The following is a 17,661-nucleotide window of genomic DNA, read 5'->3' as shown; positions in this document are numbered from 1 at the left end:
TTTTACTTTGAAATAATTTCTACACCCTCATCTGTAACCAGCAGTGTATGTTCCCATTGTGCAGACAAAGAGCCATCATCTGTATAAGCTGTCCAGTCATTGCCTTCTTTTAAATGAATGTCTTTTTTCCCCGCATTAATCATCGGTTCAATGGTAAAGACCATTCCCGGCACTAATACTTCTGTCGGTTCATTCGGTTTAAAGTGGAATACATAAGGATCTTCATGCATTGACAGTCCAACCCCATGACCACAGAATTCACGCACGACACTATATCCGTTAGCTTCCGCAAACTCCTGAATTGCCACACCAATATCACCTACACAGCTTTCCCATGGCTTTACACTTTCTATTCCTTTATATAGGCATAGGCGTGTGATTTCCACAAGTTTCCTCGCTTCTTTGCTGACATCGCCAATCATGAACATTCTTGAGGCATCAGCAAAATATCCATTTAAATCCGTTGTCGCATCGACATTGATAATATCTCCGTCTTTTAAAACCACATCTTTTGATGGAATACCATGACACACCTCATCATTAACGGAAGTGCAGATACTTTTAGGATATCCTTGATAGTTTAAGTCCGCTGAACGGGCATGATGCTTTGCAAGATACGCATTTGTCATCTGATCGATATCTTCTGTTGTCATCCCTGCTTTAATATGCGCTTCAATATGATCCAGCAATCCATTATTCACGATTGCCGCTTGACGGATTCCTTCGATTTGTTCTTCATTTTTTATCATTTTCTTAGTAGGAATCTTATATCCCTGCTTTCTTAATTGTTCTAGCTTAGTGTCAAATTCTAAATGACATTTCTTATATTTTTTATTGCTGCCGCACCAGCATGCGTCATTGCGAGATAATTTCATTTCCATCCTTCTTTCTTATATTAGTATATCATGTTCACAATTCTAATCCAAATATCTTGACATATTAATTTTAATATTCTACTATGTATTTAGACATTTAGACAATCATCTAAATATCTAAAGGGGGTACATTTATGTTACAAATTAAAAACTTAACAAAGAAGTACGGAAACAAGGTTGCGGTTAACCATCTAAATCTTACTGTAGAAAGCGGAGATATTTATGGTTTTATCGGTCACAACGGAGCCGGTAAAACCACTACGATCAAGGCAGTTACCGGAATCAACAATTTTGATGAAGGAGAAATCCTGATTAACGGAAAATCCATCCAGTCTCAGCCAATTGAATGCAAGAAAATGATGGCTTATATTCCGGATAACCCAGATCTGTACGAGCATTTAACAGGTATCCAATATTTAAATTTCATTGCTGATATCTATCAGGTGAACAGTGAAAAAAGATTTCAATTGATTGATAAATATTCTACTCAGTTTGAAATCAAGCAGAATCTCGGAGATTTAATCTCTTCTTATTCTCATGGGATGAAACAGAAATTAGCGATCATCTCTGCTTTAGTGCATCAGCCCAAATTATTGATTCTTGATGAGCCATTCGTCGGACTGGATCCTAAAGCAAGCTTAACCCTTAAAAATATTATGCATGAACTGTGTTTAGAAGGAACTGCGATTTTCTTCTCTACTCATGTATTGGAAGTCGCTGAAAAATTATGTAACAAAGTAGCAATCATTAAAGGTGGTGAACTGCTTGCCTGCGGAGATATGGAAGAAGTCAAAGGGAACAGCAGTTTGGAAAATGTGTTTATGGAGCTGACGGATCATGAATAGCTTAGGATTATTGCTTAAAGTCAATCTCCTTCATCTCTTTAACTTAAATGCTTTGCTACATGTAAAAAACACAAAGAATAAACTTAAATTATTGGGCTTTGCTTTTACTCTTTTCATTGCCGCAGCTGTCATTTGTATATATGCCTATATGTATTTCTATGCGATGGCACCGATTCTTTTTCAGACCGGCACACTGGATTTACTGCTAGGGGCGATGATGGCAATCGCTTCTTTAATCATCACGTTTACTTCGATCTATAAAGTTGTCGGAATGATCATCAACTGTAAAGACTACGATCTTTTGAGTGCTTTGCCCATTTCAAATAAAACCATTATGATCAGCAAGTGGACCATGCTTTATGCAACAAACCTTATTGTGACTTTACTCGTTATGATTCCGGCTTTAGTTGTTTATATTCAGTTTATCTCTGTTCCATTTACTTTTTATATTCTTTATTTCCTATTTGCATTCCTGATTCCACTAATCCCATTAGTGATCGGCTGCATTATCGGGATCGTCATTCAATATGTATCCAGTTTTTTCAGAAGTAAAAACTTAATTTCTATTTTCCTAACTTTTGTCTTAGTTTTAGGAATTATGTATTTCTCATTTTCTGTGCAAACAGAAGAACAATTAATTGATATTGGAACCATGATTACCAATATGCTGAATCATATTTATCCTCTGACCGGTATGTTTATTCAGGCACTGGCACACAATAACTGGGCAATGACAGCTTTATTTATTGCTATTAATGTTGTGGTATTTACAGTCTTTATCTGGTTCGTCTCTGCACAATATCAGACATTGAACAGTTTAGTAAAAAAACATAACACCGTATCTCATTACCAGTTAGAAAAAACAAAATCATCTTCAGTCTTTATGACATTGTTTAAAAAAGAAGTTAAACGTTACTTTTCTTCTACCATCTATGTAACAAATACAGCTATGGGAATCGTCTTGCAGACGGTAGGTGTTGTATTCTTGGCAATTAAAGGGGTTGACGGTCTTGAACAAATGCTATCAATCCCCGGAATCAATGAAATGCTCAGCGGCATTCTGCCACTATTTATCTGTGCAACGATTGGTCTTGGATCAACTACTGCCGCCAGTATCTCAATTGAAGGGGATCAGTTATGGATTATCAAATCATTACCCATTGATGCAATGACAATCTTTAAAGCAAAAATGGGTGTCAACATGATCGTGACAATTCCTTTATGCTTAGTTAATGTTGGTGTTTTAGGTCTCTTCTTCCGATTACCTATATTCCAAATTCTTTTCACTGCAGTTTTAGCGATTATCTGCATACTATTCTTCTCAATGTTCGGGTTGATTATCAATCTTAATTTCCCTGTATTCGACTGGGTAAATGAAGTGCAGATCGTTAAACAGAGTGTTTCCAGCTTCATTTCCATCTTTGCCGGACTGGCAACGATCATTATTCCCGGCTATTTATTTATTCGCACCGGAAACATGATGGTATTGTACGGATTTTTAGGAGTAATGATGGTGTTAGTCCTTGCTTCTTACTTCTATTTAAAAACAGCCGGAACAAAAATTTTCAATCAGTTATAACGTATAACTCTGTCACTTTCACTCATATTAAAAGAGTAAAGGAGAATGGATATGAGTAAAAAACACAAGAAGAACCAACAAAGTCAGCCTCAAACTCAAAATGAACAATCTTCATTTAAAGATTATAAGGATGACTTGGTCGATCACAGTGACAAGTATCGTAATGATTCTGCCGCAGAAGCATAGACCTTTACCAAAAAACATCGGGAATTTTCCCGATGTTTTTATTTTATTGTTTCAAATATTGCTTTTACTTTATGCACTGCTAACAAACTACCGCCTTGTTCTTTTGCGTTTTCGCACATTAAAGCAATCACAAGTGATTGATCTCCATTGTCATTAAAGCCAATAAACCAGCCTAATTCATTGTCTCCCACTTCTGCTGTCCCGGTTTTTCCGCCAATCTTCAAACCTTCGATATAAGCATCACTGCCAGATACTCCCTTAGTTTCAACAGAAGCAATCAAGTCCTCCTTAATTATTTCAGCATTTTCTTTAGAAACCACATTCTCTTTCCATACACTTTGAGTTGAATTGCTTTCTAAATAAGGTTTCATCATATTTCCGCCATTTAGAAAAGCAGAATAAATACTTGCAAGATGGAGCGGTGAAATTAAGACATCGCCCTGTCCATAACCACTGTTAGCCAACGTGATTTCATCTTTCATATTGCTTCCATAAGTTGATGCCGTAAAATTAAATCCGGCATTAAAGGTTTCATTAAATCCTAAAGAATCTAATCCACCGGTATATGCCCCTGTTCCTAATCGGCATGCCACTTTAGCAAAATAAGTGTTATCTGAATAGATCAGGGCATTCTTTAAGTTTACTTCATCTCCGTAATCCGTAACAGTAGTGACAAAATAATCTCCCCAGCTGCTGTCTTTCTGCCATTTTAAGCCATCTTCTCTTCCTAAGTTCTCACTTTCAGTCATCGTTTTCTTTTCTAAGCCTAATAAAGCGGTCACTGATTTAAACGTTGACCCCGGAACATACGTACTGGTAAAACGATTGATCAATGGCTTTTGACTGTCATTGTTCAATGCATCCCATTGTGTATTGGTAAGCCCGGCAATGAAATCGTTAGGATCATAAGAAGGCGCACTGACTAATGCCATAACCTCTCCGGTATACGGATGAATAGCACTAGCTGTCCCCGAATCTTTGTCAAACTGCTGATAAATCGTATTTTGGAGTTCGGCATCGATCGTTAGTGTCACATCTTTTCCGTCTTCTACTTTTTTTGATTTAATTGTTGATTTTGTATTTCCATCTTGATCAATAATGGAAATAACACAGCCATTGCTTCCACGCAGTTCATCTTCATAAATATACTCTAATCCGGTCTTGCCGATGACACTGTTGGCTGTATAGCCTTTTCCTTTATTCTCTTTTAACTCTTCTGCCGTAATGCTTTGAACATAACCGGTCAAAATCCCCGCCGCATTTTTATATGGATATGTACGAATCGTTGTGGTATTGATCTGCACACCACTGATCTCTAACACTTGACTTTCTAACGCTTCATCCATCACCATAGTTTTGATTGGTACAAAGTAATCATCCTGTACCCATGAAGCATTCAATGCGGTATTAATCGTTTCTTCACTGATATTCAGCAATTCAGACAGCTTTTTAATTGATTCTTCCTTATCTTTTAATTTCCCCGGTACCAAGCCAATCTCATCTGCTTCTCCCTGAGTAGCCAAAGCATTATGATTGCGATCATAAATACTTCCACGCCTTGCTTCTGTATTTTCAACATTGATCTTATCATTAACAGTTAGATCCGGAAAAATTAATTTTGACCACCAATCGATTTTATAAGTACCGCCCTCTGATATTAGATCCATCGTATTATTAAACTGAATCTCTCCGGCATCACTTTGCATCGTTGTTTGATAAGTGACCGTTTTTCCTTTTTCCCCTTTTGCGATCTCATCAATCGTAATAACAATATTCGTCGCACCAATACCTTCATAAATATTCTGATTACGCTTAATAAATGCTTCTTCATCGATGGCTTCCTTAGATTCCTTCGTAATCATCGAATACATTTTTTCATATTCTCCATTATTTAAAGCTTCTACATAAGATAAGACAATCTTTTTAGGATCCGGCTTATTAAAAAACAGAAAATATCCGGCAGCCAAAAGAATGACAACAGCAACACCGCCGCCAATCATTGTTAATTTCTTTTTATCCAAACTTCTCCCTCCTTTTCTTTATTGTAACATTTAGATAAAGTGAACGCTATGGAGAATATAAGGGATTTAAACAAAAAGAACCATTGATAATCAATGGTTCAATCTATTAATTATTGCTTAAATCTTCGCCGTTTGTTGCAATGACCTTTTTATACCAGTCAAATGATTTTTTCTTTTCTCTTGAATAATCCCCGGTACCATCATCAAATTTATTGACATAAATAAATCCGTAACGTTTTGCCATTTCACCTGTTGAAGCAGAAACTAAATCGATACATCCCCATGGTGTGTAGCCAATTAAATCTACACCATCCTCATCAATAGCTTTCTTCATTTCTGCAATATGGTCAGCTAAATACTGGATACGATAATCATCAATGATAGTGCCATCTTCTTCTTTCTTATCATGTGCCCCTAAGCCGTTTTCTACGATCATCAATGGTAATTGATAACGATCATATAAGTAGTCCAAAGCCAAACGAAGTCCTACCGGATCAATCTGCCATCCCCAGTCACTTGCCTGTAAGTAAGGATTTTTAATTCCGGTAATCATGTTTCCTTCTGCTTCTTCTTTCATCTTTGGATCAGCTGAAGCTACACTTGACATATAATAAGAGAAAGCAATATAATCCACGGTTCCCTTTTTCAATAGTTCCTCATCTTCCGGCTCCATCTTTAACTGAACTCCTAAACGTTCATATTCTTTTAGTTTATATGAAGGATAGTATCCACGACATTGAACATCCCCATAGAAATAAACGCCGTTGAATTTTTTCCATGTTTCTAAAACATCATCAGGATTACAAGTATAAGGATAAGTCGGTCCATATCCCAGCATACATCCGATCATAAAGTCAGGATTGATCTCATGTCCCATGATCACAGCTTTAGCGCTGGCTACTAATTGATGATGAGCTGCTTGAGCTATGATTTGCGGATCGTTAGAAGCTACTCCGGCAGCCATCCATCCACCAAATCCAAGACAGTTAATTTCATTAAATGTCATCCAGTATTTTACTTTATTTTTATAGCGGTTAAAGATAGTTTCACAATAACGTTCAAAGCATGCCACTGTTCTGCGGTCCGCCCAAGCATTCCATTTATTTGATAAAGCTAAAGGTGTTTCATAATGTGAAATCGTCACAACCGGTTCAATTCCATATTTTAAACATTCATCAAAAACATCATCATAGAATTTTAATCCGGCTTCATTTGGTTCCATGTCGTCTCCATTAGGGAAAATTCTTGCCCAAGCAATTGACATTCTGAAACATTTAAAGCCCATTTCCGCAAATAATGCGATATCTTCTTTATAGTGATGATAGAAATCAATTCCATCATGATTAGGATATAAATATCCATCATGGCATTCAAATTTTGCCCCTTCAGGCACTTCTCCCATCCCAAACATCGGTGTCGCTTTTTTTGTTCCGTCAGGTAGCGTATAGGTGATTAATCGAGGGCTTGTATGTGTTCCGCTTGTTACCACATCATCTGTTGTCAGTCCTTTTCCACCTTCTTGATACCCACCTTCAAATTGGTTGGCTGCAGTAGCGCCACCCCATAAAAATCCTTTTGGAAATCCCATTTTAAATTCCTCCTTTTATTTATTCATTTCCTTTTCAAATATATAACTGCCATTTTCATAGTCTTTGGGATCTTTTATCTTAATCAGATGAAATCCACATTTATTAATATAAAAATGATGATTACGACGAGAATAAATCGGTGTTTCCGTACACCACTTCACGGTATTAGGATACATGCTTTCTACCTTGTTCCACACCTCTAATCCCAGTCCGCCATCTTGCAGATTCGGATCTAAGAATATCAATCCTAAAGTATTGATATTCGTCTTGTCATTGATCCATAAGATAATGCCGCCAATCGTTTGATTGTTCCTTACTATTTTATATTGAGTAGAACGAGGATCCAATCCCCAAGTTCTTAGAAACTCACCGTTATCATATCCGGTAGGTCCGCCATTTTTTCCAAGGTGCATCATACTGTCACAATTGAAAGAACGTGTCATGATTTCTGTCATTTCCGGAATATCTTCTTCACTAAATGTTTCAAATGCAACATCAGTCATTTTACTTTCTCCTCGCTTTTCATTTTTATCAGGTTAAATAACTTCACTCTTTTTTCTATAAAAATGCTCACTAGTACCTAACCTCTAATTATCATTATACCGCTTTCATTTTCTCGTTCAGAAAATTTTCAGACATTGAAATTAGCTTAGTAAATAAACAATTTGTCATAATTTTATTTACCAGTATCGAAAATAACTTCTATTTCCTTTCATTTAAGTTATAATATCTTCATAACAGGAGGAAAAGATGATGATAGCAGATTACCATATGCATACTTATTACAGTGATGATTCCCAATATGAGATGGAAGCAGCTGTAAAAAAAGCCATTGACCTTGGTTTAAATGAGATTTGCTTTACCGATCATGTCGATTATGGAATAAAGTTGGAACATGAAGATTACATGCGTTTAAACGAAGAAGAAAGAAAAAACAGGGTGGCTAATGTCGACTATGCTCGTTACTTTGAAGAAATACGCCAGCTACAAGTTAAATATAAAGATCGGATCACCATTAAGCAAGGAATGGAATTTGGGATTCAAACCCATACAATTCCTGCCTTTCAAACATTATTTGATCGCTATGACTTTGATTTTATTATCTTATCTTGCCATCAGGTAGAAGATAAAGAGTTCTGGACTCAGGATTTTCAAAAAGGAAGATCCCAACAAGTCTATAATGAACGCTATTATGAAGAAATCTTAAATGTCATTAAGGTATACAAAGATTACAGTGTCTTAGGTCATTTAGATTTATTAAAGCGCTATGACTTGGTAGGAGAATATCCTTTTGAAAAAACAAAAGACATCATTACTGAGATTCTCAAAATTGTGATTGCAGACAAAAAAGGCATTGAGATCAATACTTCAAGCTTCTATTATGGACTAAAAGATTTAATGCCTTCTAAAAATATATTGAAATTGTACCACGAGCTAGGTGGAACTATTTTAACGATTGGTTCAGATTCACATAAGGAAGATCAAGTAGGTGCCCATATTGAAGAAATACAAGAAGAATTGAAAAAGATCGGCTTTAAACACATTTGTACATTCGATAAGATGAAGCCAATCTTCCACGATCTATAATGAAAAAGAACTTTGCCTTGCTCATTGTCGATGTACAAGCTAATCTAATTCTTGCCCAGCCTTTTCAAAAAGATGAATTGATATATAAAATACAACAGTTATTAAAGGTTGGTCGCAGCCATTCTACAGACATTATTTATGTTCGCCATGATGATGGAAAAGGCAGCAAGCTGGAAAAAGGTACTCTTGGCTGGCAAATATATTCTGAAATTGCACCCGCAGTTGATGAACAGATCATCGATAAAAATTACAACAGCGCTTTTAAAGATACCTCTTTGCAAGTTTATCTGCAAAGCAGAGCCATCACCGATCTGATTATTGTCGGACTGCAAACCGAGTATTGCATTGACGCTACGATCAAAGCAGCTTTTGAACTTGGCTATTCGATCCATATTCCTCGCCAGATGACCTCTACCTTTGATAATGACTATTTATCGGCTCATGATTTGATTGATTATTTTGAAACCAAAATATGGGATAAACGCTATGCTTCAGTATGCTCATTTGAAGAAGCACTCGAGTATTTATAAAAAAAAGGAAGACAAGAAAATTCTATTAGAATGCTGTCTTCTTTTTATTATAGTGCTGAACCTGTTTTGGGAACAAAATAAGCTCGTGTATCCACTCCTTCAAGTTCCAGCAGTTTTATTTTCTTATCAATCCCACCAGCATATCCTGTCAGACTGCCGTTTGTTCCTACCACACGATGACACGGAATGATAATCGAAATAGGGTTATGTCCAACGGCATTCCCAACTGCCTGAGCAGACATGGTCGGTTTATTCAGACGCAGCGCTGCCTCTTTGGCGATATCCCCATAAGTGACTACCTGACCATAAGGGATATGACATAAAACATTCCATACTAGCTGTCTGAAATCTGACCCTTTAGGCTTCAAAGAAAGCAATGCCATATCAGGTTGTTTTCCAGCAAAATAATCATCCAGCCATTGTTTTGTTTTTATAAAAATGGGAAAATCAGGCTTTTCGATGGGTTCCTCTTTCAAGGCTCCCATAAAATATTTCTGACCGACAATCCAAAGTCCTATTAGATTCTCATCCTCTGCCACCAGCAGAATTTCTCCGACTAAAGATGAATATTCTGTTTTATAAAGCATGATTCACCCCTCCTTTTTTAATCTCTCTTTAAAATGTAACATACTTTGAGCTTTTTTGTATTAAATATTGAGATTTAGAAAATGTTTTTGAGGTTTATTTATGATATTTCAAGAACTATTACTTCATTACACTAAATAATCTTAAACTGTTTCCATTTTCCGTTAATCAAGCGTATGACAAAGAATACTGATCGACACAGCCAATCTGTACCCATGGCAATCCAAACTCCGATAATTCCAAGATTGAACACAATCCCAAATAGATAAGCGGCTCCTAAACGAAAGACAATCATCGAACCAATTCCTACATACATGGAATATTTCACATCCCCGGATGCCCTTAGACCATTCGGCAAGACAAATGCGGTTGGATGTAAGGCAAAAGCCATAACATTATGCATGATAATCAAGATATAGGTTAAATTTCTTGCTTCATTTGATAAAGTATAAAGATTTAATATACATGGCAAGCCAATAATAACTAATCCACCGATAATACCGGTGACGATATAAGAAATCTTCATCAGCTTCTTTATATAATAAGAAGCCTGCTTGTAATCCCCGGCACCGATACATTGACCGACGACAGTCACGATCCCTAAATTAATGGCATTCACGACCACCACAGCAATCTGATCGACACTGCCTGCCACACTGTTTGCTGCAATCTGACTCGTTCCAAAAAGTGCTACGATACTCGTCACTAATACTCTGCCTAGAGTAAATAACCCATTTTCGATACCGTTAGGAATCGCAATGTGTAAGATTCTTTTAATCATTTGACTGTTCCAAGCGAAGATTTCTTTCACTTTAACGTAAACTTGATTTTTATGATCAAAAGATAAATAAAACATAATGACAGCAGCTATGATTCTGGAAATTAAGGTAGGAACTGCAACCCCCGCTACACCAGCATTTAAAACAAAGACGCCGATATAGTTACCTGCAACATTAATTAAATTCATTAACAAAGAGACATACATAGTCACTTTGGTCTTTTCAATCGATCTAAATAAGGCGGAAGATGAATTATAGATTCCTAAGAACGGAAATGACAACGCCGAAATTAAGAAATATATGACACTCGCTTTCATTACCTCTGAATCTATTGAACCAAAGAATATATTAAGCAGAGACCGATGAAAGATTAAACATAAGATCATGATAACCAATGAAATAATAAAAGTAAGGGTTAATAGCTGACTAGAAGCATAGTTGGCATTTTTATTATCTTTACTTCCAATATACTGTGAAACAATAATGGCACCACCGGCAGCAACTGCAGCCAATATCGTGATAATTAAATTGTTTACCATATCGACTAACCCGACACCGGAAATAGCCGCCTCTCCGGCATAAGAGATCATCATTGTATCTGCAACACCGACCGCCATGATTAATACTTGTTCAATGATTAAAGGCCAAATCAATTTCTTTAACGACTTGTTTGTAAACATCATTTTTATATCCTCCATTTCTCTTTACAACTCTATTCTAGGTCTTTCATTAATAAATGTCTAATACCTATATTAGATATATTTATATAGAAATTCTCTATAGTAAAGAAGGGATGAATAGAATGATTTATAATCCCCGGAGTTCGTTGTTTACAGCACTAAGTAAAAGAATGTCCTCACAAGAAGTATCCACTTAATAAAAAACAGTGCATAAAGCACTATTCATGAAGCTTTTTATTTAAGTAATCGATAAACGTAGAAACAGTCAGTGAATAACTTCGTACATCATTCCAAATGACAAAAGATTCACAGCGCAGTTCAGGTTCGAGAGGTCTGAAACAAAGGTGTGGATTATGATATTGCTTCGCTGCTGCTTCCAACGTCAATGCATAACAGATTCCTACTTTAACCAAGCTGGCAGCATTATTCAGCATATCGTGAGTTCCATACAAGTTCAGCGAATCCACTCCGCCACCATACCAATCGACTAAGCTGAAATGGTTCGTTGACAAGGGGAGGGTTAAAGGGATTCCTTTAATATCCTTTGGTTTAATAAATAATTGAGCCGCTAATGGAGAATCTTTCTTCATTAACAATCCGAAGCGGTCCACCGCCCTTAGTTTCAGACTTTTATAGCGTTCATTACCTACATAACCGATCACTAACCCTAAATCGATCGTTCCCATTTCCATTTTTTCTATGATCTGATCTCGTGATCCTGTGATAAGATTAATTTTAACATCTGGGTACAATAGGTTAAAATCACGCAATACCTGAGCAAATAAATCAATTGAAGAAGCAATCGCACAGCCGATCACGATCTCCCCGGCAATATGTTCTTTCTCTTTCAGTTCTCGTTCCGCTTTTTGATGCAGTTCCATGATTTCTAAAGCATAGTGATACAATAGCTTTCCTTTATCTGTCAAGATCATCTTTCGATGACCACGTTCAAAAAGCTGGACACCTAACTCATTTTCAAGAATACCTAACTGACGGCTCAAGGTCGGCTGAGTAATATACAAAGCTTCTGCCGCTTTCGTTATATTTCCCTCTCTGGCAATCGCAATAAAATATTTTAATTCACGTATCTCCATGGTGTTAAGCCTCCTTTTTGCTTTCTTTTATTATATACCATATCCCCTGCATATCCAGCTTTACATACTGGGCAAACTACAAAAATTGCCTTTGTTTAAGCTTGAAAAATCTGTTAGAATATCGAAAGAGCATGATTTTACGTTAGAAAATGAAATATTAACAGTCATTAAAGAGAGAAGAACAATACGTGAATTTCTGCCAAAAGCTATAGAAGAAGAGGGATTAAACATTATTTTAGAAGTCGGTTCCAGTGTGGCAGAAAAACAGTCTTTGATATTTGTCGTATCTAAAAATTTACTTACTAATAAAAACTCGGAGAGATTAATTTTTCAGTTTTGCAAAGGATCATCGATAAACATCCGGCAGTCGATGATAGCCCCCCACCATAGAGTCCACCATAAAACAAAGTTCTTCTTATCAGACACTCATGATGGTTTCAATTTTCGCGCCAAAAGACTACGATTAATTCAAGAAAAGGACCCGAATATAAAAAGCTTGGAGAATCCAAAAGGGGTCTCAAGTTAAAGCCAAGAAAAACTTAACGTATCATCACGATTGAATAGATCCGACTTTCAATTGCATTTTTATTCGGATAAAATCATATTGACTAACAAAAATAAAACGCAAGTCAAATCAAGTGTCGCTGATCCTACTTGATTATAATAAATGTAGGGTGGTTGAAACGAGGTGAAAATATGTACGAATGGCAAAAACAAATTCAGTGGATTATTGATGAAATAGATATATGTATTCAAAAAAATAACAATGAAGCGCTGACGCTCCATGTACTCTCTAAAAAATTAGGCTATTCTGAATTCTACACCACAAGGAAATTTAAAGAAATAACAGGTATGCCATTTAGAGAATATCTGCGGCTTAGAAAACTCGCTTTCGCCTTAAAAGAGGTACGAGATCAAGAAAAAAAACTTTTAGAAATTGCTTTGAACTATGACTTTTCATCACATGAAGCTTTTACTAGAGCGTTTAAAAAAGCTTACGGCATGACCCCAAGCGATTATCAAAAAAATCCCCGCCCCGTCGTTCTTCGTACGAAAATCACTTCATTCGACCTCTACTTTTTAGGACTAGGAGAGATTGGCATGGTAAAATCTGAAGAGGATATTAAAATTTATTTTATCACAATTTCAGCACATAAGTTTTTACACATTAAAAACTATGAAAGCAATGGTTATTGGGATTTTTGGGAAAAGCAAAATCAAATTCTCGGACAGGACAGGGAAACAATTTGCGGACTGCTTGACAGTATTAATGGAAAATTAGATGATGAAGGTGGAAATGAGACAAACAGCGGCGGCGGTCAGGTCATGGCATATATGAATGATCCCGAAGGCAGACTCTGTGATTGGGGATTCTTACGCACAGAATGCTACGGTGTACGCCTACCGATCGATTATCAAGGAGAAGTACCGTCACAAATGCTGATGGTGGATATCCCCGAAGCTAAATACATTGTCTTTGAACATGGACCCTTCGATTATGAACAGGAAAATCACAGCATAGAAGAACAGATCGAAAAAGCTATGACAGCTTTTGATTATGATCGTACAGACTATTGTCTTGATCTTTCTATTGGCAGAATTACTTATTTATATTATGATCCCAATCAATGCTTTAAGTATATTCGTCCTGTACGAAAACGAACTAAGAATTAAATCAGCTTATCAAGAAGCAGGATGATCCTGCTTTTTTTGCAGCAGCGACAACCCTTGATCGATCTGCTGAATCATCAAAATGCGGTCAGTAAGAGAATAAATCTGTTTTGCTTTCTCTATTTCCTTTATTCCCTGCTGTATCTTACCTGTCGCATAGAGATAGAAACCATTTAAAAACAGTATTATAACACTCCATGTCAGCATCTCTTCTTCCCGACTTAGTTCAGACAAGCGATCCAGAGCTTTTTTCGCATAAGTAAACTGAGAAGTATAGATAAGATGAAACAGATTATTGGCTAATAAATGCGCGAGATACACAGAAAAATCAGGATGATGCTTATATTTTTCCAAAGATTTCCATGCCCGCAAGAAAAGATCTGTTCGGATCTTAGAATTTCCAAAAAGAAAACTCATATTCGAAAAAAGGCGAAATTCTTCAAAAGTCCATGTTTCAATATCAAAAAGATAACGTTGGATTACCTGCTTTGCCCATTGAAAATCTTTCGAATGTTCATATTCAGTATTAAAATACAATTCATTTAATGTAATGATTTGAGCATACTCGATTTTACTCATCAATGTCTTTTTTTCTTGCCATGATTTTTGCAGAAACATCACTCTACCCTTGGCATATTTTTGATTCGATTGAAACTTCTGCGCATCAATGTCTCCTAATGCTTTGTGGCTAGTCGCTTCCTGAAAGTCACGATGCATCAGCAGCAGTTCATCGACGGATATCATTAAACGCCGCAAGATTTGAAGCATTAGTGAAAATTTTATATCATAGCGCCCCTTTTCAAAATCAATAGCATAGGATTTGCTTATAATGCCGGTATAAATTTCTTTTTGACTAAAGCCTTTGCTGAGCCGTATTTTTCTTACAGTACATCCATATTTTTCCATAACCCACCTCTTTATATCATTATATCTATTATAACTTAAATATAAAAGATTGGTCTGAATTCTCGGACTTTTTATAGTATCACTCATCGTTTCATTAGAATAATAGATGAAAGGAGTGATTCATTATGAATCAACATGTTACTAAAGACAAAAAGAAGACATGGAATTTATGCTATGGGTTTTTGATCTTAGAAGAAAAACCACCGGATATAGTCAAAAAAATTAATGATTCTAAGTCTGACCAATCGATCGCAATGAATAAAATTCATCCCGGTGTATGGATTTTAGATTATCAAAGGCTTGTTAAAAAAATCCGATACCTTATAAAAAAACGAACCAAAAATTAATCCTTGATTCTTCTATCAAACAAATAGAGACCTTAGCTCTATTTGTTTTTTCTGTTTAGTTATATCCTGAAGCATTTTTTAGTTTTATTCATAATATCTATTTTTATAAACAATTATAAATAATTTCAAAAAAAGAAAATCAGGTAGTACACTACCTGACCGTTTAAAAGATTGATCACACTATTATTATATAATCATATTCGACAAGAAAAGTCAAATGATTATTAACCGCTATAAAGCACTGTATTTCTCATAGAAAAAACGGATTCTCACACTAAAAAATATGTCGTTCATAAAGTGTACATTACGACTTATATATACATATTGATTTAGGGAGGGAATATAAACAATGACTATCAAAAAACATTTAATTGAAGTGATTGCTGATGATTTAGGGTGTGAATATGTTTCTGATTTACACACTCCGAAATTGTTAGAATCCCTGCAAAGACTCGCAGCTGGCTATGACAGCTATGCCTATCCTTTAAAAGAATGGCAGGAATTGATTCGTTATATCAGCAGAATCTCTTATCAATTCAAAGATGAAGAAGAAGCTAAACAGTTCTTTATGCATTTATAGGAAGACCTTGTATATTTTGGCTATATACTCTTGAAAAAGAAAATAGATTTACACAACAGCTTTAATTATTTAGAAGGGAGAATACAAATGAAAAAGCAAATTAAATTAACGGTTTTGTATGTGGTTATTTGGGGAATGTTGCTTTTTAGTGCTTTACCTCATTTAAAAACAGTAAATGCACGTAACAATTCACCAGATACGTTCAATCTTATTTATGCTGATCCAACCGTAACTATCGATAAAAAGAGTGTTAAGATAGGAGATATATTAACTAATACCTTTTCCGGATTATCTTTCGATAAAGTTACCTCAGTAAACCAGTATGAAAAGCTGTCATGGCTGACAGTAAATATCTATGGACAAGCAGGATATTTCAACCGTGAATGGATCTCTTTATCACAAGAATTTGAAACCATCATTATTCCTCGCTCATTAGCAAAGGATGCTAGCGGAAATGTTAGAGATACAGATGTAAAAATTACGATTAGTTTTATTCCTAACCCAGGGGTTAGCTTTGATAAACCAATCGATATTGTCTATTTGCGTACTCAATTCACAGAACAGACAGATCAAAATATCACAATCAGTAAAAATGAAATGCAACAATTCGCCGAAAATAATGGATACACAATTGAAAATATCTCCAATATAGCGATCAACTATTCTATTAATGATGGTGGCGAAACGATGGGCGCACTGGATGTAAGCGATATTATGTATAAAACAAAAGTAGTGGCAGATAAGTCACTAATGCGCCCAACAGATTCCTATACACGTACAATTCTCTCAATGGATCCTGGGGGAAACAACTACTATGATCCGAGCATCACCAATTACAAATTTCAGGGATATGCTCGCTTCAACACGACAAATATTCAAATAGATACAGCTAAAAAACAGGATATTTTGCCGGGAGATGAATTAGAAATTTTATTCACTATTGAAAATAACAGTTCTTATTTAAATAATATCATTTACTTTGGCGTGCATGATTTAGACGATGCCGTAGAATTAGCTGATATTCAGGATGCTACAACATCAGCAGATTTTAATCCTGGAACCCCTTGGCGTCAAGATATTGCAATACGCAATGCATTATTCACAACTTCCAATACTTGGCTCCCATTAGATACCGGAGATTTTGTAACAGTGCGATTAAAAGTAAAAGTTAAGGATGATTATGACGGATCAAACATTCATCTACAGCCATTCACTTATATTGATGGTGACTTTGATGGCAGAGCAGATTCAAATATACTACAATTATCGATTCTAAAGCACACCTTAAAGTTTGAAACAAATGGCGGAAGTAGTATTGATAACCAACATATTACTCATAATCATCTTGCAAGTAAACCCACTGATCCACTAAAAGAAGGATATACGTTTGGTGGATGGTTTATTGATGAGCAATTAACTAAGCCTTGGGATTTTGCAGCTGACCAAGTAACTGCAGATACTACGCTTTATGCAAAATGGACAATTAATACATATAGTGTTGACTTTGACAGCAATGGCGGTACACTTATAACATCGTTAACTGACATTCCTTTTGGCACTTTGCTTTCACAGCCGACACCACCAATCAAAGAAGGATATACATTTAACGGTTGGTACATAGATAAACAGCTAACAAGGTCTTGGGATTTTGCCGCTGATCAAGTAACTGCAGATACTACGCTTTATGCAAAATGGACGATTAATACATATAGTGTTGACTTCGACGGTAATGGCGGTACACTTATAACATCATTAACTGACATTCCTTTTGGCACTTTGCTTTCACAGCCGACACCACCAATCAAAG

The 17,661-nt window shown here is 35.9% G+C and carries 17 protein-coding genes; 9 read left to right on the top strand and 8 right to left on the bottom strand.

The features are described from left to right. Nucleotides 1–2: 2 nt before the first annotated feature. Nucleotides 3–875, bottom strand: a complete 873-nt coding sequence (locus tag ACLRVU_RS06915; RefSeq protein WP_412891297.1) for a methionyl aminopeptidase — start codon at nucleotides 873–875, stop codon at nucleotides 3–5. A gap of 134 nt (nucleotides 876–1,009) precedes the next feature. Between ACLRVU_RS06915 and ACLRVU_RS06910 the strand changes: the two genes are divergently transcribed. Genes ACLRVU_RS06910 through ACLRVU_RS06900 form a run of 3 tightly spaced genes read left to right on the top strand, consistent with a single transcriptional unit; the run spans nucleotide 1,010 to nucleotide 3,485 of the window. Further along, a complete protein-coding gene (locus ACLRVU_RS06910; RefSeq protein ID WP_412891296.1) occupies nucleotides 1,010–1,720 on the top strand; it encodes an ABC transporter ATP-binding protein in 711 nt (236 codons plus the stop codon). Continuing rightward, the gene (locus tag ACLRVU_RS06905) at nucleotides 1,713–3,299 is read left to right on the top strand and encodes a hypothetical protein (RefSeq protein ID WP_412891295.1); all 1,587 of its coding nucleotides are present in this window, start codon (nucleotides 1,713–1,715) and stop codon (nucleotides 3,297–3,299) included. Before ACLRVU_RS06910 ends, ACLRVU_RS06905 begins: the two co-directional genes overlap by 8 nt. 51 nt (nucleotides 3,300–3,350) lie before the next feature. Next, nucleotides 3,351–3,485, top strand: coding sequence for a hypothetical protein (locus ACLRVU_RS06900; protein WP_412891294.1), 135 nt, complete (start codon nucleotides 3,351–3,353; stop codon nucleotides 3,483–3,485). 38 nt (nucleotides 3,486–3,523) lie between these two features. Here ACLRVU_RS06900 and ACLRVU_RS06895 read toward each other — a convergent pair whose 3' ends face one another. The 3 genes from ACLRVU_RS06895 to ACLRVU_RS06885 form a co-directional block, all read right to left on the bottom strand. After that, the gene (locus ACLRVU_RS06895; RefSeq protein ID WP_412891293.1) at nucleotides 3,524–5,506 is read right to left on the bottom strand and encodes a penicillin-binding transpeptidase domain-containing protein; all 1,983 of its coding nucleotides are present in this window, start codon (nucleotides 5,504–5,506) and stop codon (nucleotides 3,524–3,526) included. A gap of 106 nt (nucleotides 5,507–5,612) precedes the next feature. Then, nucleotides 5,613–7,094, bottom strand: a complete 1,482-nt coding sequence (locus tag ACLRVU_RS06890; RefSeq protein ID WP_412891292.1) for a 6-phospho-beta-glucosidase — start codon at nucleotides 7,092–7,094, stop codon at nucleotides 5,613–5,615. A gap of 15 nt (nucleotides 7,095–7,109) precedes the next feature. Beyond that, nucleotides 7,110–7,598, bottom strand: a complete 489-nt coding sequence (locus tag ACLRVU_RS06885; RefSeq protein ID WP_412891291.1) for a GNAT family N-acetyltransferase — start codon at nucleotides 7,596–7,598, stop codon at nucleotides 7,110–7,112. Nucleotides 7,599–7,848: 250 nt separating this feature from the next. On the opposite strand from ACLRVU_RS06885, the gene ACLRVU_RS06880 reads away from it, so the two are divergent. Together ACLRVU_RS06880 and ACLRVU_RS06875 are read left to right on the top strand one after the other, a co-directional pair. Then, nucleotides 7,849–8,682, top strand: coding sequence for a histidinol-phosphatase HisJ family protein (locus tag ACLRVU_RS06880; protein ID WP_412891500.1), 834 nt, complete (start codon nucleotides 7,849–7,851; stop codon nucleotides 8,680–8,682). Beyond that, nucleotides 8,682–9,212, top strand: a complete 531-nt coding sequence (locus ACLRVU_RS06875; RefSeq protein ID WP_412891290.1) for a cysteine hydrolase family protein — start codon at nucleotides 8,682–8,684, stop codon at nucleotides 9,210–9,212. Before ACLRVU_RS06880 ends, ACLRVU_RS06875 begins: the two co-directional genes overlap by 1 nt. A gap of 47 nt (nucleotides 9,213–9,259) precedes the next feature. Here ACLRVU_RS06875 and ACLRVU_RS06870 read toward each other — a convergent pair whose 3' ends face one another. From ACLRVU_RS06870 to ACLRVU_RS06860, 3 genes are all read right to left on the bottom strand, one after another. Next, a complete protein-coding gene (locus ACLRVU_RS06870; protein WP_412891289.1) occupies nucleotides 9,260–9,799 on the bottom strand; it encodes a methylated-DNA--[protein]-cysteine S-methyltransferase in 540 nt (179 codons plus the stop codon). Between the two features lie 131 nt (nucleotides 9,800–9,930). Continuing rightward, nucleotides 9,931–11,259 carry an MATE family efflux transporter gene (locus tag ACLRVU_RS06865; protein WP_412891288.1) on the bottom strand — a complete coding sequence of 443 codons (1,329 nt, stop codon included), beginning with the start codon at nucleotides 11,257–11,259 and terminating at the stop codon, nucleotides 9,931–9,933. Nucleotides 11,260–11,474: 215 nt separating this feature from the next. Then, a complete protein-coding gene (locus ACLRVU_RS06860; protein WP_412891287.1) occupies nucleotides 11,475–12,350 on the bottom strand; it encodes a LysR family transcriptional regulator in 876 nt (291 codons plus the stop codon). 696 nt (nucleotides 12,351–13,046) lie between these two features. Here ACLRVU_RS06860 and ACLRVU_RS06855 point away from each other — a divergent pair. Beyond that, nucleotides 13,047–14,024, top strand: coding sequence for a helix-turn-helix domain-containing protein (locus tag ACLRVU_RS06855; RefSeq protein ID WP_412891286.1), 978 nt, complete (start codon nucleotides 13,047–13,049; stop codon nucleotides 14,022–14,024). A 9-nt stretch (nucleotides 14,025–14,033) separates the two neighbouring features. Here the strand turns inward: ACLRVU_RS06855 and ACLRVU_RS06850 are convergent, their stop codons facing one another. Further along, nucleotides 14,034–14,927: a transcriptional regulator gene (locus tag ACLRVU_RS06850; protein ID WP_412891285.1), complete on the bottom strand. Its 894-nt coding sequence runs from the start codon at nucleotides 14,925–14,927 to the stop codon at nucleotides 14,034–14,036. Nucleotides 14,928–15,052: 125 nt separating this feature from the next. Between ACLRVU_RS06850 and ACLRVU_RS06845 the strand changes: the two genes are divergently transcribed. The 3 genes from ACLRVU_RS06845 to ACLRVU_RS06835 all read left to right on the top strand — a co-directional run. After that, nucleotides 15,053–15,274: a hypothetical protein gene (locus ACLRVU_RS06845; protein ID WP_412891284.1), complete on the top strand. Its 222-nt coding sequence runs from the start codon at nucleotides 15,053–15,055 to the stop codon at nucleotides 15,272–15,274. Nucleotides 15,275–15,623: 349 nt separating this feature from the next. Continuing rightward, nucleotides 15,624–15,854, top strand: a complete 231-nt coding sequence (locus ACLRVU_RS06840) for a hypothetical protein (protein ID WP_412891283.1) — start codon at nucleotides 15,624–15,626, stop codon at nucleotides 15,852–15,854. 87 nt (nucleotides 15,855–15,941) lie between these two features. Then, on the top strand, nucleotides 15,942–17,661 hold a 1,720-nt coding region (locus ACLRVU_RS06835; protein WP_412891282.1), incomplete at its 3' end, for an InlB B-repeat-containing protein.

Origin of the sequence: Beduini sp., assembly GCF_047239305.1 — a bacterium.
GTDB lineage: Bacteria > Bacillota_I > Bacilli_A > Erysipelotrichales > Coprobacillaceae > Beduini.
This window is presented reverse-complemented; position numbering and strand designations above follow the sequence as displayed.

Coding starts and splice junctions, on each gene's coding strand:
- ACLRVU_RS06850 (WP_412891285.1), bottom strand. CDS start 14,927: ATGGAAAAATATGGATGTACTGTAAGAAAAATACGGCTCAGCAAAGGC.
- ACLRVU_RS06915 (WP_412891297.1), bottom strand. CDS start 875: ATGAAATTATCTCGCAATGACGCATGCTGGTGCGGCAGCAATAAAAAA.
- ACLRVU_RS06865 (WP_412891288.1), bottom strand. CDS start 11,259: ATGATGTTTACAAACAAGTCGTTAAAGAAATTGATTTGGCCTTTAATC.
- ACLRVU_RS06885 (WP_412891291.1), bottom strand. CDS start 7,598: ATGACTGATGTTGCATTTGAAACATTTAGTGAAGAAGATATTCCGGAA.
- ACLRVU_RS06870 (WP_412891289.1), bottom strand. CDS start 9,799: ATGCTTTATAAAACAGAATATTCATCTTTAGTCGGAGAAATTCTGCTG.
- ACLRVU_RS06845 (WP_412891284.1), top strand. CDS start 15,053: ATGAATCAACATGTTACTAAAGACAAAAAGAAGACATGGAATTTATGC.
- ACLRVU_RS06880 (WP_412891500.1), top strand. CDS start 7,849: ATGATAGCAGATTACCATATGCATACTTATTACAGTGATGATTCCCAA.
- ACLRVU_RS06860 (WP_412891287.1), bottom strand. CDS start 12,350: ATGGAGATACGTGAATTAAAATATTTTATTGCGATTGCCAGAGAGGGA.
- ACLRVU_RS06910 (WP_412891296.1), top strand. CDS start 1,010: ATGTTACAAATTAAAAACTTAACAAAGAAGTACGGAAACAAGGTTGCG.
- ACLRVU_RS06890 (WP_412891292.1), bottom strand. CDS start 7,094: ATGGGATTTCCAAAAGGATTTTTATGGGGTGGCGCTACTGCAGCCAAC.
- ACLRVU_RS06855 (WP_412891286.1), top strand. CDS start 13,047: ATGTACGAATGGCAAAAACAAATTCAGTGGATTATTGATGAAATAGAT.
- ACLRVU_RS06875 (WP_412891290.1), top strand. CDS start 8,682: ATGAAAAAGAACTTTGCCTTGCTCATTGTCGATGTACAAGCTAATCTA.
- ACLRVU_RS06900 (WP_412891294.1), top strand. CDS start 3,351: ATGAGTAAAAAACACAAGAAGAACCAACAAAGTCAGCCTCAAACTCAA.
- ACLRVU_RS06905 (WP_412891295.1), top strand. CDS start 1,713: ATGAATAGCTTAGGATTATTGCTTAAAGTCAATCTCCTTCATCTCTTT.
- ACLRVU_RS06840 (WP_412891283.1), top strand. CDS start 15,624: ATGACTATCAAAAAACATTTAATTGAAGTGATTGCTGATGATTTAGGG.